The organism is Telluria sp. B2, assembly GCF_051789535.1.
Classification (GTDB): Bacteria; Pseudomonadota; Gammaproteobacteria; order Burkholderiales; family Burkholderiaceae_D; genus Telluria.
The window spans coordinates 3,338,481-3,359,087 of record NZ_CP196525.1; the positions used below are offsets into that span (position 1 = coordinate 3,338,481).

Below are 20,607 nucleotides of genomic sequence, written 5' to 3' on the forward strand. Positions count from 1 at the left end.
CACGGTTGCCATGCATCGCCATGAGCTTCCCCCCGTCTACTGGGATAGGCTCTTAACGATCCGGCAACAGGCTAGCGCAAACGGCTGCTCCAGGCAAGACGCCCCTGCGGCAGCGCAAAAAGCTGCACACACGGGCCTTCGTTTCAGCAGTATTTAGTGCCGTTTGGAATCTTTCAGTGATAAAGTCCCTTGTGGTTTGGTAAACTTGCACGCTTACACCTCCAGCAGGTGCCAGCAATCAAACAGAATTCAAAACAATGCGTTCCAGTTCCTCCGCCGTGCCGTTCGACCAGCCGCACCAGCCTCCGGCGCGCGTGGGCGTCGACAGCATGATGGAGGCTGCCGGCGACGCCGTGTTCCGCGTCGCCCCATCCGGCCAGATCCGGGCCGCCAGTCGGCGCGCCGAGCGCCTGGTCGGCCTGGGGCCGCTCGAGGGACTGCTCCTCAACAGCATCGCTTCCGAATTCGACCAGGCCGCGCTGCGCACCGCTTTCGTCGACGCTCACGCCGCGGCCGAACCGGTCGCGGTGCGCGCGCGCCTGAAATGCGGCGAGCGCGAAACCTGGTTCGAGCTGCGCATCGCCTGCTGCGGGGACGACGACGCCCTGCTGGTGGTCGGGCGCGACATGAGCGCCCAGTACGCCACCGAGGAGCGGCTGCGCCACATGGCGACCCACGATGCCCTCACCGAACTGCCGAACCGCCTGCTGCTGGCCGACCGCATCCGCATGGTGGTGGCCAATGCGCGCCGCTCGGGACAGGGCTTTTCGGTGGCAATCGTCGGCCTGGACGGCTTCAAGAAGGTCAACGACGGCCTCGGCCATCCGGTCGGCGACGCCGTGCTGCGCCAGGCTGCGCTCCGCCTGCGCAAGACCCTGCGCGACAGCGATACCCTGGCGCGCGTCGGCGGCGACGAGTTCGTCGCCGTCCTGCCCGGTACCTTTTCCGAGGCCCAGATCAAGCTTGTCACCGGCCGCCTGCTGGCCACCCTCCAGCCGCCCTTCGAGACCGATGGCCACACCATCTACCTCGGCGCCTCGGTCGGCGTGGCCGTCTATCCACAGCACGCCGAGGACGACACCGGCCTGCTGGCCCTGGCCGACGCCGCACTCTCGCGCGCCAAGGAAACCGGCAAGGGCCGGGCGATCGTCTACAGCGCCCGCGAACAGGGTCCGCCGCAGCACGACATCTCGCTCGAAGCGGCGATGTTCAACGCCGTGCGCGAGGGCGAATTCCTGCTGTACTACCAGCCTATCGTCAATGCGCGCACCCGCGTCATCGAGGGTTTCGAGACCCTGATGCGCTGGAAGCACCCAACCCTGGGGATGGTGCCGCCGGCGCGCTTCATTCCGATCGCCGAAACCAACGGCCTGATTACCATGCTCGGCGCCTGGGCGCTGAAGGCGGCCTGCGCCCAGATCCGCCACTTCGAGGAAGCGGCCGGACGCCCGCTCTACATCTCGGTGAACATCAGCCCGCGCCAGTTCAGGAACGACAAGTTCCTCGACGTGCTCGACGAGGCACTGGCGTTTTCCGGCATCCCCGGCGAAAAGCTGGTGCTCGAAATCACCGAAGGCACGCTGATGGTCGACCCCGCGCACGCCGAGACCATCCTCACCCGGATGGCGCAGCGCGGTGCGCGCATCGCGATCGACGACTTCGGCACCGGCTACTCTTCGCTGGCCTACCTGAAGCGTTTCCCGATTTCGGTGCTGAAGGTCGATCGCGCTTTTGTGAAAGACTTGCCGCAAGCGCAGAAGGAAGCGGCGATCTGCAGCGCCGTGCTCGACATGGCGCGCCACCTCGACCTCTCGGTCGTGGCCGAGGGCGTGGAGACCGAGGCCCAGTTGGCCTGGCTCGACGAGCGCGACTGCCGCTACGTGCAGGGCTACCTGACCGGCAAACCGATGCCGGCCCACGAGGCGATCGCCGCCCTCCCGGACAACCACACTACGGCGCTGCCGCCGTCCGCACCGCGCGCAGGCACACAATGAAGCACATGATGACGCCACCAGCACACCAACTGCATGCGGCCCAGGGCAACACCATACTCGACCTGCTGTGGGAACGCATCCGCCGCCAAGGCGACATGCCCGGCTTTACGCGCGCCATCAACGCCATCCTGGCATCGATGCGCGGCGAGGACGAACGCGAATTCTCGATGACGCAGACGGTCCTGTCCGATCCGGTCCTGACCCAGAAGGTGCTGCGCCTGGCCAACAGCGGCATGTACTCGGCCTTCGGCCAGCGCGTCAACACCGTCTCCAAGGCGGTGCTGGTGCTCGGCACCGACGCCATCGGCCACCTGGCGCTGGGCCTGAAGCTGATCGAGGAACTCTCGAAGAGCACGCCGAATTCTGCGAACGCCCACGTCGAGATGGAAAAGGCGGTGCTGGCCGGGATGGTGGCGCAGCAGGTTGCCGCCAGCGCCGCCACGCGCGACCCCGAGGAAGCCGTGGTCTGCTCGATCCTGCATTCGCTGGGCCGCATGATGGTGACCTTCTACATGCCCGAGCGCTGGGCCGAACTGCAGGCGCAAGCCGGCGCCGGCAACGAGGGCGCAGCCGCGCCCGCGCTGCTCGGCCTCTCCCTCGAACAGATCGGCCGCGCGACCGCCGAGCACTGGGGCCTGCCGCGCAACCTGGTGGCGGGCATGCGCAGCGTCGAGCCGGGCGAGCGCGAGGAAGGCTTCGGCCACGAGGACTGGCTGGCGGCGCTCGGCACCATGTCGACGCGCTGCGCCAATTCGCTCTGGAATGACGACGCCGCCGGCGAACAGGCAGTGCGCGAACTGGCCGAGGCCTTCGCGCCGATGCTGGGCGTGGAACCCGAGCGTATCCTGGGAGCGGTCGACAAGGCCAAGCTCGAGGCCGCGGCCGGCCTCGCCATCGCTCCACTGGCGAACCATGCGGAAAAACGCGCGAAGGTCGACGCCGTCGAGCGCAAGCGCGAGGCCGGCAACCGCATCCTGATGAGCGGCGTGGCCGACATGCGCGACGCCGGCCTGGAGATCAGTCCCGGCCAGATGACCTCGATGGCCCTGGAAACGATCCACCGGGGCCTGTCCTGCACCCGCGCATTCGCATTCCTGCGCAACCGACGCGAGGGCAAGTACCAGGCCAAGATGGGCCTGGGCGACGGCAGCAAGGCGCTGCTGCCAAACCTGGCCTTCGAGGACGGCTACGAGGCCAACGTGTTCCACGCGGCGCTCGCCAGCGACCGCGTGATCTTCATCGAGAACGCGCGCGACCCGAAGTTCGCGGCCAATCTCCCGGGCTGGTGGCGCGGCACCCTGTCGGCGGGGCGCTGCTTCGTCGTGATCCCGCTGTGCATGCACGGCCAGTCGATCGGCTTCGTGTACTGCGACTGGGACGACAGCTTCCCCTCGGTGCACCTGAGCCAGGCAGAATTCTCGCTGCTCAACGACCTGCGCGCGCTGGTGGTGCGCGCCGTCGAGCGGCGCGCCCATCCGGAACTGGCGACGCTGAACAAGGCGTAGGGTGGGCGGCTCGACCCTGGAGCCGGAATATCGGCAAGGTGTGCGCCGCCCACGCGTTCAACGCGAGCATGCATCTCTGCGACGGCTCACCTGCCGCTTGGACGCGTGGGCGGCGCAAGCCGTGCGCCTGTACTGCGTATCCGGGCAGAGCCGCCCACCCTACATCAGATACGTGGGGTATCGACGCGCACGTCGCCGCACTGGGCGCGGTGCATCAGCGCGTGGTCGATCAGCACCAGGGCCAGCATCGCTTCCGCAATCGGCGTGGCGCGAATGCCCACGCAGGGGTCGTGGCGGCCGAAGGTTTCGACGGTGCCTGGAGCGCCGGTCTTGTCGATCGAGCGGCGCGGCACGCGGATCGACGAGGTCGGCTTGATCGCCAGCGATACCGTGATGTCCTGCCCGGTCGAGATCCCGCCCAGCACGCCGCCGGCCTGGTTGCCGACGAAGCCCTCGGGCGTGAGCTCGTCGCCGTGCTCCGAACCCTTCTGTGCGACGGACGCGAAGCCGGCGCCGATCTCCACGCCCTTCACCGCGTTAATGCCCATCATCGCGTAGGCAATGTCGGCGTCGAGCTTGTCGTAGATCGGCTGGCCCCAGCCGACCGGCACCTTGCGCGCCACCACGTCGATGCGCGCGCCGATCGAATCGCCGGCGCGGCGCAGCTCGTCCATGTAGTGTTCCATGCGCGCCAGCAGCGCCGCGTCGCCCGTCGCGGCAAAGAAGGGATTGTGCGCGACATGCTCCCAGCCTTCGAACGGGACCTCGATATCGCCGAGCTGGCGCATGCAGCCCATGAATTCGATGCCGTGGCGCTCGCGCAGCCATTTCTTCGCCACCGCACCCGCGCCGACCACCGGCGCTGTCAGGCGCGCCGACGAACGGCCGCCGCCGCGCGGATCGCGCACGCCGTACTTGTGCCAGTAGGTGTAGTCGGCGTGGCCGGGACGGAAGGTCTCTGCGATGTTGCCGTAGTCCTTGCTGCGCTGGTCCTCGTTCGGGATCAGGAGCGCGATCGGGGTGCCGGTGGTGACGCCTTCGTAGACGCCGGACAGGATCTGTACCCGGTCAGCCTCCTGGCGCTGGGTGACGTGACGCGAAGTGCCCGGCTTGCGCCGGTCGAGCTCGGGCTGGATATCGCTCTCTGCCAGCGCCATGCCCGGCGGACAGCCGTCGATGACGCAGCCGATCGCCGGACCGTGCGACTCGCCAAAGGTGGTAACGGAAAACAGCTTGCCGAAAGTATTGCCAGACATGGTAGAAGGATGGAGTGACAAAAAGAGCATTCTACCAGCCCCCACGCATGGTGGAACTCCGGGCTAGTCCCTATTCCAGTGTTGCTTTATAGAACTTATTTTTGTTCCATGGAAAGTTTCCGGCGCCGAGACATGTTTTTACAGCTATACTTGTCCGTTATGAAATGCCGAGCCTGACCATGGAGACGCAATAACAATGCCCGCATCGATTACGCCCATAGACGGCGCCGACGCGCACGACAACCTCGTGTTCCTGGACGAAGCGCCCGCCGATACGGACGCACCGAAACCGCATGCAAGCCGCGACACCTGGCGCGTCCTGATCGTGGACGACGACGCCGATGTGCATTCCACCACCACCTTCGCGCTGGGCAGCCTGGAAGTCCTGGGCCGCCCGCTGGAATTCCTGCATGCCTATTCCGCCCTTGATGCGCGCGCGCTGCTGGCGCGGGAACCCGGGATCGCCGTCGTCCTGCTCGACGTGGTGATGGAGCAGCCCGACGCCGGCCTGCACCTGGTGCGCCACATCCGCGAAACGCTCGGCCTGCACGAGGTCCGCATCATCCTGCGCACCGGCCAGCCCGGCTATGCACCGGAAATGGACGCCATCCGCGATCTCGACATCAACGATTACCGCACCAAGTCCGAGCTGACCCGCACCAAGCTGTACACGACCGTGGCCGCGGCGCTGCGCGGCTACCAGCAACTGCATACGCTCAAGCGCGGCCACTCGGCCCTGGAACGCATTGCCCGCGTCGGCGCCGAGCTGATGAACCTGCACACCCCGCGCGAGATCGCCCGCGCCGTGCTCGCGCATGCGGCCGCGGTCCTGCTGCAGGAACCGGACGGCGTCCTGTGCGTCAGCGAGAACGGCTTGCCGCATGTGCTGGGGGCGGCCGGCGCCTGCATCGACCTGGAAGGCGGCGCCCTGCGGCACCACCCCGACCCCGCGCTGCAGGAACTGGCCACGCGCGCCCTGCATGAGCGTACCAGCCTGTACACGCCCGAGCGCCTGGCGCTCTACTTTGCCGGCAAGTCCGGACGCGACTTCGTTGCCGGCATGCACCTGCGCGAGCCGGTAAACGAGGGCCGGCGCCGCCTGCTCGAGGTCCTGTGCAGCGTGGTCGCGGTCGGCGTCGACAACCTCGAACTGGTGGGACGCCTGAACCAGGCGGCCTTCTACGACCCACTGACCGGGCTGCCGAACCGCACCCGGCTGGTCGAGCAGCTCGACAGCCTGCTGGCCGGCCCCGGGCGTTCGCAGGCGACGCTGGCCCTGGTCGACCTCGACCATTTTGCCGAAAGCAACGACGCCCTCGGCCACCAGTTCGGCGACATGCTGCTGGTCGCGGTGGCGCAGCGCCTGCGCAAGCAGCTCGGGGACCTGGAGCTTGCGCGCATCGGCGGCGACATCTTCGCCGTGCTCGGCGCGGATGCGCGCTGCAGCCCGGCCGCCCTGCAGGCACTGTTCGCGGCGCCGTTCGCGATCGACGGCCAGGACGTGCAGGTCTCGAGCACCCTGGGCCTGGTGCGCCTGGTCGAACACGACGGCAGCGGCGCCGACGCCCTGAAGGATGCCGACATCGCCCTCAAGCGCGCCAAGACCCGGCAGCGCGGCGGCCACTTCTATTTCCTGCGCTCGATGGGCGTCGAGATCCGCGAGCGCGTGCGCCTGATGCACGCGCTGCGCCGCGGCTTCCGGCGCGGCCAGCTGTTCCTGGCCTACCAGCCGCAAATCGACCTGGCCAGCAACCAGCCCTACGGCGCCGAGGCACTGCTGCGCTGGCGCCTCGATGACGGCAGCCTGGTGCCGCCCGACCGCTTCATCCCGATCGCCGAGTATTCCGGCCTCATCGTCGAGATCGGCGCCTGGGTGCTGCGCGAAGCCTGCGCCGAGCTGATGCGCCTGCGCGCCGCCGGCCACCGCGACTTCACCATGTCGGTGAATGTCTCGCAGGCCCAGTTCCGCCATCCGCAATTCGTCGAGGTGCTGCGCCGGGCGCTGGCCGAGACCGGCGCCCCGCCCGCCTTCGTGGAACTGGAAATCACGGAATCGATGGCGATGGAGGACCCGCGCCACCTGGCCGAAATCCTCGCCGCGGTGAAGCAGACCGGCGTGTCGATCGCCATCGACGACTTCGGCACCGGCTTCTCTTCGCTGTCGCACCTGCAGCGCCTGCAGGTGGACCGCCTGAAGATCGACCGCGCTTTTGTCAGCGAAATCACCGATTCCGCGCGCGGCAGCAGCATCGCGGAGATGGTGATCCAGCTCGGACGCAACCTGGGGCTGTCGGTGATCGCGGAAGGGGTCGAGGACGAGCGCCAGGCGCAGATCCTGCACGCACTGGGCTGCCCGCTGGCGCAGGGTTACCTGTTCTCGCGGCCGCTGTCGCCGCAAGACTTGCGCGTGTGGCTGGGCGGGCAGTCGCAGAACACCGCGGCATAAAGCGAAGTCCGAAACCGCGACCGTAGGGTGGGCACGCCGTGCCCACGCGGAAGCTGGCGCAGAGGCCACGCATTTAGCACTCGACTGTCGGAACCGTTGGCGGCGTCATTTATGGATACGCCACGAAAAGCGAACTTTAGCGAACCACCGGATGCAGGCAATACGCATGCGTTCGCGTGGGCACGGAGTGCCCACCCTACGGATTACGCTACCAGCTCCGGCGTACTAGGTGCAGCCCGTCCGTCTCTCAATCCTCGGCCGCCTGCTCGGCCGGCCAGTCACGGATATACGCCTTGAGCATGCGGTTCTCGAAGCTTTGGGCTTCCAGCACCGCGCGCGCGACGTCGTAGAACGAGATCACGCCCAGCAGGGTCTTGGCGTTCATCACCGGCAGGTAGCGCGCGTGCTTCTCGAGCATCATGCGGCGCACTTCGTTCACCTCGGTGTCCGGGGTGACGGTGATCGGACTGTCGTCCATGTAGCGCCGCACCGTGCCGTTGCCGACCGAGCCGCCGTTGGCGTGCAGCACCTTGATGACCTCGCGGAAGGTCAGCATGCCGACCAGGTCGCCGTATTCCATCACCACCAGCGAGCCGATGTCGCGTTCGGACATCGTGTTGACCGCTTCGGCCAGCGGCGTGTCGGGCGTGACCGTGTACAGGATGTTGCCCTTGACCTGCAAAATTTCCGAGACTTTCATGTTGGCCACCCCGGCGTCAGTTAGTTTATTCACTGTAAATACTTTTTTTATCAGGCTAAAAAACGAATGGAGCCTTAAGCCTAGCAGAAAATCCAGTTTCAGGAGGAAGACACTCTCGGAAAGCGTTGCGATCCCATAAATAAATGCTACGATGCCGCGCATAATTATTTCATTAACGAGACATCCATGAGCGGTCCACGATACCCCGGTTTCGATACCCTGTCGCTGCACGCCGGCGCGGCGCCCGACCCGGCCACCGGCGCGCGCGCCACGCCGATCCACTTCACCTCCTCGTTCGCCTTCCGCGATTCCGATCACGCCGCCTCGCTCTTCAACATGGAGCGCAGCGGCCACGTCTACTCGCGCATCTCGAACCCGACCAATGCAGTGCTCGAGGAGCGCATCGCCGCGCTCGAGGGCGGTGTGGCCGGCATCGCCACCGCCAGCGGCCAGGCCGCGATGCACCTGGGGCTGTCGACGATTGCCGGCGCCGGCTCGCACATCGTGGCATCAAGAGCCCTGTACGGCGGCTCGCACAACCTGCTGGCCTATACCCTGAAGCGCTTCGGCATCGAGACGACTTTCGTCGACCCGCGCGACATCGACGCCTGGCGCGCCGCGATCCGCCCGAATACCAGGGTCCTGTTCGGCGAAACCCTGGGCAATCCGGGCCTGGACGTGCTCGACATCCCGCGCGTGGCCAGCCTGGCCCATGAGCACGACCTGCCGCTGATGGTCGACGCCACCTTCACAACCCCGTACCTGCTGCGCCCCTTCGACCATGGCGCCGACCTGGTCTTTCACTCGGCCACGAAATTCCTGTGCGGCCACGGCACCGCCATCGGCGGCCTGCTGGTCGACGGCGGCACCTTCGACTGGCACGCCGCCCACGTGCGCAGCGGCCGCTTCGCCGAACTATGCGAGCCCTACGAGGGCTTCCACGGCATGGTCTTCGCCGAAGAGTCGACGGTCGGCGCCTTTGCCCTGCGCGCGCGCCGCGAGGGACTGCGCGACTTCGGCGCCGTCATGAGTCCGCACAACGCCTTCGCCATCCTGCAGGGCATCGAAACGCTCGGCCTGCGCATGGAGCGCCACGTCGCCAACACCCGCCGTGTCATCGACTTCCTGCTCAGTCATCCGGCAGTCGAGTCGGTTTCCTATCCCGAGCTGGACAGCCATCCGGATTACGAACTGGCGAAAAACCTGCTGCCGAAAGGCTGCGGCGCCGTCTTCACCTTCACGCTCAAGGGCGACCGCGCCGCCGGCCGCCGTTTCGTGGACAGTCTGAAGGTGTTCTCGCACCTGGCCAACGTCGGCGACGCCAAGTCGCTGGTGATCCACCCGGCCTCGACCACGCACTTCCGCGTCCCGCCCGAGCAGCTGGCCGCATCCGGCATTGGCGAAGGCACGATGCGCCTCTCGGTCGGCCTGGAAGACCCGGACGACCTGATCGAAGACCTCGCGCGCGGCCTGAAACTGGCCCAGAAGGGAGCCTGAACATGATCCTCACTGTCAATGAGCGCGACGCCTACGCCTACACCGGCGGCAAGGCATTCGATGCGGCGCTGCCGACCGTGGTCTTCATCCACGGCGCCCAGAACGACCACTCGGTCTGGGGGCTGCAGTCGCGCTGGTTTGCCCACCACGGCTACGGCGTGCTGGCGGTCGACCTGCCCGGCCACGGCCGCAGCGCCGGACCGGCCCTGGCCAGCGTCGAGCAGATGGCCGACTGGCTGCTGGCCCTGCTCGATGCGGCCGGCGTGAAACGCGCGCTGCTGGCCGGACACAGCATGGGTTCGCTCGTGGCGCTGGAAGCGAGCCACCGGGCGCCCGGCCGCGTGCGCGGACTGGCCATGCTGGGCACCACCTACCCGATGAAGGTCTCGGACGCCCTGCTCACGACTGCGCGCGACGACGAGGAGACGGCCATCGACATGGTCAACATCTGGTCGCACTCGGGCATCGCCCCCAAGCCATCCAGCCCGGGGCCGGGCTTTTCCGTCATGGGCGGCGCGCGCCGGCTGATGCAGCGGATGTCGGCGGTCAATCCCGAGCAGCTCTTCCATACCGATTTCTCGGCCTGCAATGCCTACGCCAACGGCGAGGCGGCGGCGCGCGCGGCCACCTGCCCGACACTGTTCATCTTCGGCGCGAAGGACATGATGACCCCGCCGCGCTCGACGAAACTGCTGACGGGCGCCGTCCAACGTGGCAGGATCGTGACCGTGGACGCCGGCCACTCCCTGATGAGCGAACAGCCCGACGCGGTGCTCGACGCGCTCATCGGCTTTGCCGGCACGCTCGAGAACGAGGAGACCGCGGCATGAACGCACGCCATACGACTTTCAGCGAGTTTTATCCGTACTACCTGAGCCAGCACGCCGACCGCCGCTGCCGCCGCGCGCATTTCGTCGGCACCTCGCTGGCGCTGCTGGCGATCCTTGCTGCGCTGCTCAGCGGCAGCGGCTGGTGGCTCCTCGGCGCCCTGGTGCTGGGCTATGGCGGGGCCTGGGTCGGTCACTTCCGTTACGAGAAGAACCGGCCGGCGACCTTCGACCAGCCCTGGCTGTCGTTCAAGGCGGACTGGGTAATGTACTGGCAGATGCTGACGGGGAAGCTGAGCTGGTAAGCTTCACGAGACGTGGGCGATCCCGTAACGCGAATCCACGTTGTTGGCAGATCCCGTAGGGTGGGCACCCCGTGCCCACGCGGAAACCTGCCCATTGTTGGCCAAAGAGGAATCGGTACGGGCCGATCAAGAACACCGTGGCGCGATGCTGGCAACGCGGCCACGACAAAGCCAACACACATCGACCTTTTGCGTGGGCACGGGGTGCCCACCCTACGGTCACCGCTGCGTCCGTAACAGCGTCAACGCGTTTCGAAGTACTCCGCCACCGACTGGTCCAAGCCCTGGGCCACCGCCGCGTCCACATGTTTCGCCAGCCCCGCCGTATCGAGCGCGAGCGGCGAACCCAGGGCCGGCACGGCGGCCGCCGTCACCCCGGCGCTGGCCCCGCCGAACACGAACAGGCGGTACACGTCCGCCACCTTCAGCTTGCCCGGATCGGCCAGCAGCACCCAGTCGTCGGTCCCGGCGCGCACGGTCGAACCCCATTGCGTATGGCTGGGCACCTCGGCCTGCACCCGCCCGACCCAGCCGGCCGCCACCATCTGCTCGAGCAGCAGGCTCAGCTCATCGTAGCCGATCCGGGTGTGGGCGCGGATCGCCGCGCTCGACACCAGGGCCGAGCCGGTCGCGTGGGCGTTTGCGTGCAGTACCTTGAGCACCGCCATCGCATCGACGAAAGCGCCGCCCGGTCCCGGCACATGCCACCAGCGCTCGTACTTCACCACCGGCAGGGCCGCGGCGACGACCGCGCCGACCAGGGTGATCAGCCACGACAGGTAGATCCAGACCAGGAACAGCGGCAGCGCCGCCAGCGCGCCGTAGATGATGGCGTAAGCGGGAAACTGGCGGATGAAGAGCGCGAACAGGCGCTTGGCCAGTTCGAAGGCGATCGCCGCGGCCAGCGCGCCCCAGAGGGCGTCGCGCCAGTTGACGTAGCGGTTCGGCACCGCCACGTAGAGCAGCGTGTAGGCGCCCGTCGTCAGCGCCACCGAGGCAAGGGTGGAAAACAGCGTCGAGAACAGCGCGCCGACGAAGGGCACGGCCCTGGTGATCTCGTCGGTGGCCGTGAACAGCTGGGAGGTGACGGTCAGCGACAGGCCGAACAGCAAGGGGCCCAGCGTGATCAGGGCCCAATAGATCAGCATGCGCTGCATCAGCGGACGCGGGCGGCGCACGCGCCAGATCTGGTTGAACACGCGTTCGATCATGCCCATCATGGCGGTGGACGTGAGCAGCAGCGCAATGGCGCCGATGGCAGACAGGCCCTTGGCCTTGCTGGCGAACTGGGTCAGGTTGGAGATGATCGTGTTCGAGATCGCCTTGGGCATCAGGGCCTGGGCGAAATACGTTTCCAGGGCCGTGCGGAGCTGACCGAAAATCGGAAACGTGGTAAAAATCGCCAGTATGATCGTCAGCAGCGGGACCAGTGCCAGCGTGGTCGTAAAGGTGAGGCTGCCTGCCACCTGGGGCAGGCTTTCCTCGCGCAGTCGGCGGCGCGCAAAGCGCACCAGGTCGCGCGCTTCCGGCAGCGTGAGGCCGCGGATGCGTTCGGCGCCGGCGCTGAACATTTCGCTGGTGGAACGCGAAATCGAGTGAACCGTTTTGGAGAGCATATTGTCGTTCTAAAATTGACGATGAACCAGCAACGATGAACCAGCTATCGTCGGGGGCATGTCATTTGAGCAAAGCACCCTATAATACCAATGATGAACCCGACCACCCTGACTATCCTCGTTTTGTACTATTCGCGCCATGGCGCTACCCGCAAACTCGCTGAGCTCATTGCCCAGGGCATCGAAAGCCTGCCCGGCGTCGAGGCGCGCCTGCGCACCGTGCCGGCGGTGTCGACGGTGTCGGAGGCGGTCGAGCCCGATATCCCGCGCAACGGCGCACCCTATGTCGAGCTGCAGGACCTGGCCGAGTGCGCCGGCCTGGCCCTGGGCTCGCCCACCCGCTTCGGCAACATGGCGGCGGCCATGAAGTACTTCCTCGACGGCACCGCGACCGACTGGCTGGCCGGCACCCTGTCCGGCAAGCCGGCCGTCGTATTTACATCCACCGGCAGCCTGCACGGCGGCCAGGAGGCGACCCTGCTGTCGATGATGATCCCGCTGCTGCACCACGGCATGCTGGTGATGGGCCTGCCCTACACCCATCCGGAACTGATGAACACGGCCAGCGGCGGCAGCCCCTACGGCGCCACCCACTGGGCCGGGATCGACGGCGACAAGCCGGTCACGGAGGACGAGAAACGCCTGGCCATCGCGCTCGGGCGCCGCCTGGCCGAAGCCGCTGCGAAGTTGCACAACCAGTTGCAAACATAACTGCACGGACCACGCTGATGCACACCCCGAAGATCTTTCACATCGGCGCCATCGCCAGCCTCATCCTCCTGATCGGCTGGCTGGTGGCATGGGAAATCTGGGTCGCCCCGCTGCACCCCGGCGGCTCGCTGCTGGCGCTCAAGGCCCTGCCCCTGCTGGTGCCGCTGCGCGGCGTCATCAAGCGCGACCTCTACACGCTGCAATGGTCGTCCATGGTGATCCTGGTGTATTTCGCCGAAGGCGCGGTGCGCGCCTGGAGCGACGAGCTGGAAGCCTCGCGCATCATGGCGATCGGCGAGATCGTCCTGGTCTGCGTCTACTTCGCCTGCGCCCTGCTCTACCTGCGCCCCTACAAGAAGGCCGCCCAGAAGCTGGCCAAGGAGCTGCTCGACAAGGTGAAAGTGCCGCATGGCTGAGGACTTCCTTGCGCGCTGCCGCGCCATCGTCGGCGCGCCGCGCGTGCTGCTTGATGCCGCCGACATGGCGCCCTACCTGACGGACTGGCGCGGCCGCTTCACCGGCCGCGCCCGCGCCGTGCTGCTCCCCGGCGACACCGCCGAGGTCGCGCAACTGGTGGCGCTGTGCGCCCAGGCGCGCGTGCCGATTGTGCCCCAGGGCGGGCGCACCGGCCTGGTGCTGGGCAGCGTGCCCGACGCCAGCGGCACGGCCGTGGTGCTCTCGCTGCGGCGCATGAACCGCATCGGGCCGATCGACACCATCAACCGCACCATCACTGTCCAGGCCGGCTGCATCCTGCAGCAGATCCAGGACGCGGCGAACGAGGCAGGCCTGCTGTTTCCGCTCTCGCTGGCGGCCGAAGGCAGCTGCACCATCGGCGGCAATCTCTCGACGAATGCCGGCGGCACCGCCGTGCTGCGTTACGGAAATACCCGCGACCTCTGCCTGGGGCTGGAAGTGGTTACCCCGCAAGGCCGCATCTGGGACGGGCTGCGCGGCCTGCGCAAGGACAACACCGGCTATGCGCTGCGCGAACTCTTCGTCGGCGCCGAAGGCACGCTCGGCATCATCACCTCGGCCGTACTGAAGCTCTACCCGCAACCGAAGGCGGCGGTCACGGCCCTGGTGGCGATCGACTCGCCGGCGCGCGCGCTCGGCCTGCTCTCGCTGATGCAGGACGTGTGCGGCTCCAGCCTGACGGCCTATGAACTGATGTCCCATTTCTGCCTGCGCCTGGTGGCCGAGCATTTCCCCCACCTGCCGCGTCCCTTCGCGCAGGCGCATGCGCAGTACGCGCTGCTGGAAGTGTCGAGCAGCGAATCCGAGCAGCACGCCGTGGCCCTGCTCGAGTCGGGCATCGAGGCCGCGCTCGAGGCCGGACTGGCGATGGACGCGGTCGTCGCGACCTCGGGCGCGCAATCGGGCGGACTCTGGCAACTGCGCGAGCACATCCCGCTGGCCCAGGCGGCGGCCGGCAAGAACATCAAGCACGACGTCTCGCTGCCGATCTCGCGCATCGCCGACTTCATCAGCACCACCGATGCCCAGCTGGCGGAACACTTTCCCGGCTGCCAGGTAGTCTGCTTCGGCCACCTGGGCGACGGCAACCTGCACTACAACGTCGCCCCGCCGCAGGGCCGCTCGCACGACGATTTCCTGGCGAACCAGGAAGCGATCAACCGCATCGTGCACGACAGCGTGGCTGCCTTCGACGGCTCGATCTCGGCCGAGCATGGCATCGGCGCTCTCAAGCGCGAGGAACTGAAGCGCTACAAGGACGACGTGGAGCTGGACATGATGCGTGCCATCAAGGGCGCCCTCGACCCGCTCGGCATTATGAACCCTGGCAAAATTCTTTGAGACCAGGAGAGCATCGATGCTGAAACTGATGGCAGCAATGGCCGCCTGCGCGCTGGCGCAAAGCGTAGCCGCAGGGACGATCTACAAGTGCACGGTGAACGGCAAAGTCAGCTACGGCGACCAGCCCTGCAGCGCGGGCACGGCCGCGGAGCTGGCCGTGCGGGCTGCGCCGCCACCCGACAAGGGTGCCGCCGATAAATTGGCTTCCGATAAGCTGCGTCTTGCGGCACTCGAGAAAGACCGCGCCGCGCTCGACATGCGCGAGGAACGCGAACGCCAGCGCGCGGCCAAGGCCTCGGGCGCACTGCGGCAGAAGTGCGAGCGCCTGCGCCTGAAGCAGAAGTGGATGGAAGAAGACCTGCGCGGGCTGCGCGGCGAGGCGCTGGCAAGCGCGCGCCTGAAGGCGCAACGGCAGGCGGAGGTGCTGGCGGTGGAATGTCCGGCCTGAATTCCCTCTCCCCAGTTCTTTCGCGCTGGCTGCTGCTCGGCGAGTGGCGCGCGCACCCGGTGCGCGCCCTGCTGGCCATCGCGGCGATCGCGGTCGGCGTGGCCATGGGTTTCGCCATCCACCTGATCAACGCCGCCGCCTTCAACGAATTCTCCGCCGCCATCAAGAGCCTGTCGGGCCAGGCCGACATCCAGGTAGCCGGGCGCGAAGCCCTGTTCGACGAAGCCATCTACCCGCGCCTGGCGCAGTACGAAGGTGTCGCCCTGGCGTCCCCGGTGCTCGAGATCCAGGCCGCCGTGCCCTCCGTGAAGGGCGCGCTGCGCATCGTCGGCATCGACCCGCTGCGCGCCGGCTATATCGCGCCGGACCTGCTCGGCGTTCCGGGGGAAGGCCGCGGCGCCGACGTGCTCGCCGACGACACCATTTTTCTTTCCCCTGCCGCGCAGGGCTGGCTGAAGCTGCGCGATGGCGCCCCGCTCACCCTGCGCGCCGGCACCAGCGACTTCAACCTGCGCGTGGCGGGCCCGGTGCAGCGCGCCCGTCCCGGCCAGCGCATCGGCGTGATGGACATCGGCGCGGCCCAGTGGCGCTTCGGCCAGCTCGGCAAGCTCTCGCGGGTCGACTTGAAGTTGAAAGACGGCGTCAACCGCGCCCAGTTCGAGCAGCGCCTCACGCAGGACCTGGAGCGCGAATTCCCGGGGCGCTTTCGCATCGGGCAGCCCAACGACAGCGAACAGGAAAGCCGCAACAACAACCTGAGCCGCGCCTACCGCGTCAACCTCACGGTGCTGGCCCTGGTCGCCCTGTTCACCGGCGCCTTCCTCGTGTTTTCCACCCAGGCGCTGGCGGTGATGCGCCGGCGCAGCCAGTTCGCGCTGCTGCGCGTGCTCGGCGTCGAACGGCGCCAGCTGCTGCGCCAGGTGCTGCTCGAAGGCGCCAGCCTGGGCGTCGTCGGCGCCCTGCTGGGCGTGCTTGCCGGCTACCTGCTGGCGGCCCTGGCCCTGCGCTTCTTCGGCGGCGACCTGGGCGCCGGCTACTTCCCGGGCATCAAGCCGCAGGTCGTGTTCACGCCGGTCGCGGCGGCCGTCTTCTTCGCCCTGGGCCTGGGCGTAGCCCTGCTGGGTTGCCTGGCGCCGGCCCTGGAGGCGGCGCGCGCCAGGCCCGCGGTGGCCCTCAAGGCGGGCAACGACGAGGCCGCGCTCTCCGGTCTCGCGCGCATCTGGCCCTCGCTGGTCTGCCTGCTGCTCGCCGCCGCCTTCGCCTTCGCGCCGCCCGTGTTCGAGCTGCCGCTGTTCGGCTACTTCGCGATCGCCCTGCTCCTGGTCGGCGGCATCGGCCTGATGCCGCGCCTGGCCGCCTCCACGTTCCGCCTCCTCGGCCGCCCGCTGCTGCGGCGTCCCAGTCCGCCGCCGGTGCTGGCGCTCACCCTCTCGCGCCTGGCGAACGCCCCGGGCCAGGCCTCGATCGCGCTGGGCGGCGTGCTGGCCAGCTTCAGCCTGATGGTGGCGATGGGGATCATGGTGGCGAGCTTTCGCGTCTCGGTCGACGACTGGATGCGCCACATCCTGCCGGCCGACCTCTACGTGCGCACGGCCTCGGGCGGCACCACCGGCTCGCTCGACCCCGCGCAGCAGCAGGCGATCGCCGCCACGCCGGGCGTCGGCCAGGTGCAGTTCCTGCGCACCCGGCCGGTCTCGCTGGCGGCCGACCGCCCGGACGTGGTCCTGATCGCCCGCGACATCGATGCACGCGATCCCGGACGCCTGCTGTTCCTGGTTGGCGAGTCGCGTGCCGTGCCGCCCGGCGCGCGTCCGGCCTGGGTCTCCGAGGCGATGCTCGACCTGTATGGCGCGCGCGTCGGCGAGAATATCACCCTGCCGCTCGGCGGCAGGCCCGTGCCCTTCTTCGTTGCCGGCGTCTGGCGCGACTACGCCAACCAGTCCGGCTCGGTCGTGATCCGCCTGCCCGACTACCGCGCCATCACCGGCGAGACGGCGGTGACCGATGCCGCCATCTACACGGGCGGCGCGGAAGAAACGGACCGGATCGAGCGCGCGCTGCGCCGGCTGCCTTTTGGAGCGGCGCTGCAACTGGCCCGTCCCGGCGACATCCGCGCCGCCAGCCTGCAGATCTTCGACCGCAGCTTCGCCGTGACCTACCTGCTGGAAGCGATCGCCATCGTCATCGGCCTGTCCGGGGTGGCGGCCACCTTCTCGGCCCAGACCCTGGCGCGCGCCCGCGAATTCGGCATGCTGCGTCATGTGGGCGTCACGCGCGGCCAGGTGCTCGGCATCCTGGCCTGCGAGGGCGGCCTGCTGACGACGCTGGGCGTGGCCTGCGGCTTCGCCCTGGGGCTGGTGATCAGCCTGATCCTGGTCTTCGTCGTCAATCCGCAATCCTTCCACTGGACCATGCAGCTGCATCTGCCCTGGAGCCTGCTGGCGATCGTCGCCTTTGTCCTGGTCGCGGCCTCGGTCGCCACGGCCCTGGTGTCGGGCCGCTATGCCTTGTCCGGCGGTCCGGTGCGCGCCGTCAGGGAGGACTGGTAATGGAGGGTTTGTCATGCGGCTGATACCGATACTGTTGCTGCTGGCCTGCCAGCTCGCTTTCGCCGGCAAGCCGGCGTTTGCCCCGGTGACGCCGGGCCGGACCATGCAGTTCCCGCTCGACTACGGCGCCCACCCGGAATACCGCACCGAGTGGTGGTACGTGACGGGCTGGCTGAAGACAGCGGCCGGCAAGCCGCTCGGCTTCCAGGTCACCTTTTTCCGCAGCCGCACCGAACACGACACCGACAACCCGAGCGCCTTTGCCCCGCACCAACTGGTGATCGGCCACGCCGCCCTGTCCGATCCGGCGGTCGGCCACCTGGTGCACGACCAGCGCAGCGCGCGCGAAGGCTTCGGCCTGGCCTGGGCGAAGACCGGCGACACCGACCTGAAGCTCGACGACTGGCGCATGACGCGCGCACCCGACGGCCGTTACCGCGTGTCGGTGAAGTCCGGCGAGATGACATTGGAACTCACGCTCACCCCGACCCAGCCGGTGCTGGTGCAGGGCGAAGGGGGTTACTCGCGCAAGGGCCCGGCGCCGCAACATGCCAGCTACTACTACAGCCATCCGCAGCTGCGCGTGACCGGCCAGGCAGGCCGCGCCGGCGCCGTGCAGGCGGTCACGGGCAGCGCCTGGCTGGACCACGAATGGTCGAGCGAAGCCCTGCAGCCCGAGGCCAGCGGCTGGGACTGGGTCGGGGCCAACCTCGACGACGGCTCGGCGCTGATGGCTTTCCAGATCAGGGCCAAGGGAGGTGGTAAACTATGGGCGCACGCGACCGTGCGCGATCCGCAGGGCCGCGTTACCCGCTACGCGCCCGGGCAGGTGAGTTTTTCCCCACAGGCGCGCTGGAAGTCGCCGCGCACGAATGCCGAATATCCGGTTGCCACGCTGATTTCGACCGGGGCCACGCGCTGGCAGCTCACACCCCTGCAGCAGGACCAGGAGCTTGATTCGCGCCGCTCGACGGGCGCCGTCTACTGGGAGGGCGCGGTCAGCGTCGCGCGCGACGGCGTGCCCGCCGGTCACGGCTACCTCGAGATGACCGGCTACGTGCGCGACATGAAACTATGAACCACGAGACAGAACAACAACAAGCACCACGATGACCAAGCGTTCCGCCAGCTCCACCGCCTCCGCCGCGCCCGCCAAGGGCAGCCTCGCCGCCTTCAAGGGCCTGCTGCCCTTCCTGCGTCCCTACCGCCGCCAGTTCCTGCTTGCCGGCATTGCCCTGCTGTTCGCGGCCGGCGCCACGCTGGCCATCCCCGCCGCCTTCAAGCAGATGATCGACCTCGGCTTCGGCGCCGCCGCCGGCGCGCACAGCATCCGCAACGTCGACGCCACCTTCCTCGCGCTGTTCGGGGTGGCGACCGTGCTCGGAATCGCGACCGCGGCGCGCTTCTACATGGTGTCCTGGCTGGGCGAACGCGTCACCGCCGACATCCGCAGCGCCGTCTACAGCCACGTGGTCAACCAGAGTCCCGCATTCTTCGAGACCACCCAGACCGGCGAAGTGCTGTCGCGCCTGACCACCGACACCACCCTGATCCAGACCGTGGTCGGCACCAGCATCTCGCTGGCGCTGCGCAACACCCTGCTGTTCCTGGGCGGCCTGGTGATGCTGTTCGTGACCAGCGCAAAGCTCACCGCCATCATCCTCGGCCTGCTGGTCGCGGTCATCGTGCCCATCGTGCTGTTCGGCCGGCGCGTGCGCAAGCTCTCGCGCGATTCGCAGGACCGCATCGCCGACGCCTCGGCCCTGGCCGGCGAGATCCTGAACGCCATGCCGACGGTGCAGGCCTACACCCACGAGAAGATCGAGGCGAAGCGCTTCGGCGCCTCGGTCGAAGGCGCGTTCGGCGCCGCCATGCAGCGCATCCGCGCGCGCGCCTTCCTCACCATGCTGGCCATCGTGCTGGTGTTCGGCACCATCGTCTTCGTGCTGTGGCTGGGCGCCCATGCCGTGCTGCAGGGGACCATGACCGGCGGCGACCTGGGACAGTTCATCCTGTACGCCTCGATCGTCGCCGGCTCGATCGGCGCGCTGTCGGAAGTGATGGGCGAAGCCCAGCGCGCCGCCGGCGCCACCGAACGCCTGCTCGAATTGCTGGCGGCCCGCTCCGACATCCGCAATCCGGCCCACCCGCGTCCGCTGCCGGCCCGCAGCGGCGGCGGCGCTGCCCTCGCCCTGCGCGACGTCACCTTCGCCTATCCGTCGCGCCAGGACACGGCGGCGCTGTCGCATGTGTCGCTCGACATCCGGCCGGGCGAGACCGTGGCCGTGGTCGGCCCCTCGGGCGCCGGCAAGACCACCCTGTTCCAGCTGCTGCTGCGCTACTACGATCCGCAGGCCGGCGCCATCATGCTCGACGGCGTCGACATCCGCGACCTCGACCTGCACACCTTGCGCGGCGCGATCGGCATCGTGCCCCAGGACACGGTGATCTTCTCCGCCGACGCGATGGAAAACATCCGCTACGGCCGTCCGGACGCGAGCGACGAGGAAGTGATCAAGGCGGCGAAGCTGGCCGCCGCCCACGAATTCATCGAGCGCCTGCCGCAGGGCTACCGCTCCTTCCTGGGCGAGCGCGGGGTGCGCCTGTCGGGCGGCCAGCGCCAGCGCATCGCCATCGCGCGCGCCCTCCTCAAGAACCCGCCGCTGCTGCTGCTGGACGAAGCCACCAGCGCCCTCGACGCCGAATCCGAGCGCCTGGTCCAGGGCGCGCTGGAGGCGGCGATGGTCGGACGCACCACGATCATCATCGCCCACCGCCTGGCCACCGTGCAGCGCGCCGACCGCATCGTCGTCATGGAAGACGGACGCGTGGTCGAGACCGGCACCCACGCCTCGCTGGTGGCGCTCGGCGGGATCTACGCCAATCTAGCGGCCTTGCAGTTTCATCACGTGCATGTGGAGCATTGAACAAGAAA

16 protein-coding genes are annotated in these 20,607 nt (G+C 68.1%); 13 read left to right on the forward strand and 3 right to left on the reverse strand.

All coding sequences use genetic code 11. The features are described from left to right. The first annotated feature begins 257 nt into the window (after positions 1–257). Entirely contained in the window at positions 258–1,994 is a 1,737-nt protein-coding gene (locus ACSUZJ_RS14865; RefSeq protein ID WP_499409384.1) for a putative bifunctional diguanylate cyclase/phosphodiesterase, read from the forward strand. Positions 1,995–2,002: 8 nt separating this feature from the next. Then, positions 2,003–3,499, forward strand: a complete 1,497-nt coding sequence (locus tag ACSUZJ_RS14870; RefSeq protein WP_499416556.1) for an HDOD domain-containing protein — start codon at positions 2,003–2,005, stop codon at positions 3,497–3,499. 164 nt (positions 3,500–3,663) lie between these two features. Here the strand turns inward: ACSUZJ_RS14870 and aroC are convergent, their stop codons facing one another. Then, positions 3,664–4,755, reverse strand: a complete 1,092-nt coding sequence (gene aroC / locus ACSUZJ_RS14875) for a chorismate synthase (protein WP_499409386.1) — start codon at positions 4,753–4,755, stop codon at positions 3,664–3,666. A 196-nt stretch (positions 4,756–4,951) separates the two neighbouring features. On the opposite strand from aroC, the gene ACSUZJ_RS14880 reads away from it, so the two are divergent. Beyond that, positions 4,952–7,201, forward strand: a complete 2,250-nt coding sequence (locus ACSUZJ_RS14880) for a putative bifunctional diguanylate cyclase/phosphodiesterase (protein ID WP_499409388.1) — start codon at positions 4,952–4,954, stop codon at positions 7,199–7,201. A gap of 247 nt (positions 7,202–7,448) precedes the next feature. On the opposite strand, the gene ACSUZJ_RS14885 is transcribed toward ACSUZJ_RS14880, so the two are convergent. After that, positions 7,449–7,901, reverse strand: coding sequence for a CBS domain-containing protein (locus ACSUZJ_RS14885; RefSeq protein WP_499416558.1), 453 nt, complete (start codon positions 7,899–7,901; stop codon positions 7,449–7,451). 186 nt (positions 7,902–8,087) lie between these two features. Here ACSUZJ_RS14885 and ACSUZJ_RS14890 point away from each other — a divergent pair, with 186 nt between their 5' ends. The 3 genes from ACSUZJ_RS14890 to ACSUZJ_RS14900 are packed head-to-tail and all read left to right on the forward strand — an operon-like array spanning position 8,088 to position 10,530. Continuing rightward, positions 8,088–9,398 (forward strand): O-acetylhomoserine aminocarboxypropyltransferase, encoded by a 1,311-nt coding sequence (locus ACSUZJ_RS14890; RefSeq protein WP_499409390.1) that lies wholly within the window; start codon positions 8,088–8,090, stop codon positions 9,396–9,398. 2 nt (positions 9,399–9,400) lie between these two features. After that, positions 9,401–10,228, forward strand: a complete 828-nt coding sequence (locus ACSUZJ_RS14895; RefSeq protein WP_499409392.1) for an alpha/beta fold hydrolase — start codon at positions 9,401–9,403, stop codon at positions 10,226–10,228. Then, entirely contained in the window at positions 10,225–10,530 is a 306-nt protein-coding gene (locus tag ACSUZJ_RS14900) for an Mpo1-like protein (RefSeq protein ID WP_499409394.1), read from the forward strand. Before ACSUZJ_RS14895 ends, ACSUZJ_RS14900 begins: the two co-directional genes overlap by 4 nt. Before the next feature lie 242 nt (positions 10,531–10,772). Here the strand turns inward: ACSUZJ_RS14900 and ACSUZJ_RS14905 are convergent, their stop codons facing one another. After that, a complete protein-coding gene (locus ACSUZJ_RS14905) occupies positions 10,773–12,146 on the reverse strand; it encodes a YihY family inner membrane protein (RefSeq protein ID WP_499409396.1) in 1,374 nt (457 codons plus the stop codon). 93 nt (positions 12,147–12,239) lie between these two features. On the opposite strand from ACSUZJ_RS14905, the gene wrbA reads away from it, so the two are divergent. Genes wrbA through ACSUZJ_RS14940 form a run of 7 tightly spaced genes read left to right on the forward strand, consistent with a single transcriptional unit; the run spans position 12,240 to position 20,599 of the window. Beyond that, positions 12,240–12,857 (forward strand): NAD(P)H:quinone oxidoreductase, encoded by a 618-nt coding sequence (gene wrbA, locus ACSUZJ_RS14910; RefSeq protein ID WP_499416560.1) that lies wholly within the window; start codon positions 12,240–12,242, stop codon positions 12,855–12,857. 17 nt (positions 12,858–12,874) lie between these two features. Beyond that, positions 12,875–13,273: a DUF2069 domain-containing protein gene (locus ACSUZJ_RS14915; RefSeq protein WP_499409398.1), complete on the forward strand. Its 399-nt coding sequence runs from the start codon at positions 12,875–12,877 to the stop codon at positions 13,271–13,273. Further along, positions 13,266–14,675 (forward strand): FAD-binding oxidoreductase, encoded by a 1,410-nt coding sequence (locus ACSUZJ_RS14920; protein ID WP_499409400.1) that lies wholly within the window; start codon positions 13,266–13,268, stop codon positions 14,673–14,675. The genes ACSUZJ_RS14915 and ACSUZJ_RS14920 overlap by 8 nt, the downstream gene beginning before the upstream one ends. 16 nt (positions 14,676–14,691) lie before the next feature. Further along, the gene (locus tag ACSUZJ_RS14925; protein WP_499409402.1) at positions 14,692–15,123 is read left to right on the forward strand and encodes a DUF4124 domain-containing protein; all 432 of its coding nucleotides are present in this window, start codon (positions 14,692–14,694) and stop codon (positions 15,121–15,123) included. After that, the gene (locus ACSUZJ_RS14930) at positions 15,111–17,672 is read left to right on the forward strand and encodes an FtsX-like permease family protein (protein WP_499409404.1); all 2,562 of its coding nucleotides are present in this window, start codon (positions 15,111–15,113) and stop codon (positions 17,670–17,672) included. The genes ACSUZJ_RS14925 and ACSUZJ_RS14930 overlap by 13 nt, the downstream gene beginning before the upstream one ends. A 13-nt stretch (positions 17,673–17,685) precedes the next feature. Then, on the forward strand, positions 17,686–18,750 hold the full coding sequence (locus ACSUZJ_RS14935; RefSeq protein WP_499409406.1) for a lipocalin-like domain-containing protein: 1,065 nt from the start codon (positions 17,686–17,688) through the stop codon (positions 18,748–18,750). Between the two features lie 31 nt (positions 18,751–18,781). Next, on the forward strand, positions 18,782–20,599 hold the full coding sequence (locus ACSUZJ_RS14940; protein WP_499409408.1) for an ABC transporter transmembrane domain-containing protein: 1,818 nt from the start codon (positions 18,782–18,784) through the stop codon (positions 20,597–20,599). The last annotated feature ends 8 nt before the right edge of the window (positions 20,600–20,607 follow it).

Excerpts from the sequence above, each read along its gene's own strand:
- ACSUZJ_RS14935 (WP_499409406.1), top strand. The coding sequence starts at position 17,686 with ATGCGGCTGATACCGATACTGTTGCTGCTGGCCTGCCAGCTCGCTTTC.
- ACSUZJ_RS14885 (WP_499416558.1), bottom strand. The coding sequence starts at position 7,901 with ATGAAAGTCTCGGAAATTTTGCAGGTCAAGGGCAACATCCTGTACACG.
- ACSUZJ_RS14895 (WP_499409392.1), top strand. The coding sequence starts at position 9,401 with ATGATCCTCACTGTCAATGAGCGCGACGCCTACGCCTACACCGGCGGC.
- ACSUZJ_RS14870 (WP_499416556.1), top strand. The coding sequence starts at position 2,003 with ATGACGCCACCAGCACACCAACTGCATGCGGCCCAGGGCAACACCATA.
- wrbA (WP_499416560.1), top strand. The coding sequence starts at position 12,240 with ATGAACCCGACCACCCTGACTATCCTCGTTTTGTACTATTCGCGCCAT.
- ACSUZJ_RS14905 (WP_499409396.1), bottom strand. The coding sequence starts at position 12,146 with ATGCTCTCCAAAACGGTTCACTCGATTTCGCGTTCCACCAGCGAAATG.
- ACSUZJ_RS14915 (WP_499409398.1), top strand. The coding sequence starts at position 12,875 with ATGCACACCCCGAAGATCTTTCACATCGGCGCCATCGCCAGCCTCATC.
- aroC (WP_499409386.1), bottom strand. The coding sequence starts at position 4,755 with ATGTCTGGCAATACTTTCGGCAAGCTGTTTTCCGTTACCACCTTTGGC.
- ACSUZJ_RS14930 (WP_499409404.1), top strand. The coding sequence starts at position 15,111 with ATGTCCGGCCTGAATTCCCTCTCCCCAGTTCTTTCGCGCTGGCTGCTG.
- ACSUZJ_RS14925 (WP_499409402.1), top strand. The coding sequence starts at position 14,692 with ATGCTGAAACTGATGGCAGCAATGGCCGCCTGCGCGCTGGCGCAAAGC.
- ACSUZJ_RS14920 (WP_499409400.1), top strand. The coding sequence starts at position 13,266 with ATGGCTGAGGACTTCCTTGCGCGCTGCCGCGCCATCGTCGGCGCGCCG.
- ACSUZJ_RS14880 (WP_499409388.1), top strand. The coding sequence starts at position 4,952 with ATGCCCGCATCGATTACGCCCATAGACGGCGCCGACGCGCACGACAAC.
- ACSUZJ_RS14940 (WP_499409408.1), top strand. The coding sequence starts at position 18,782 with ATGACCAAGCGTTCCGCCAGCTCCACCGCCTCCGCCGCGCCCGCCAAG.
- ACSUZJ_RS14900 (WP_499409394.1), top strand. The coding sequence starts at position 10,225 with ATGAACGCACGCCATACGACTTTCAGCGAGTTTTATCCGTACTACCTG.
- ACSUZJ_RS14890 (WP_499409390.1), top strand. The coding sequence starts at position 8,088 with ATGAGCGGTCCACGATACCCCGGTTTCGATACCCTGTCGCTGCACGCC.
- ACSUZJ_RS14865 (WP_499409384.1), top strand. The coding sequence starts at position 258 with ATGCGTTCCAGTTCCTCCGCCGTGCCGTTCGACCAGCCGCACCAGCCT.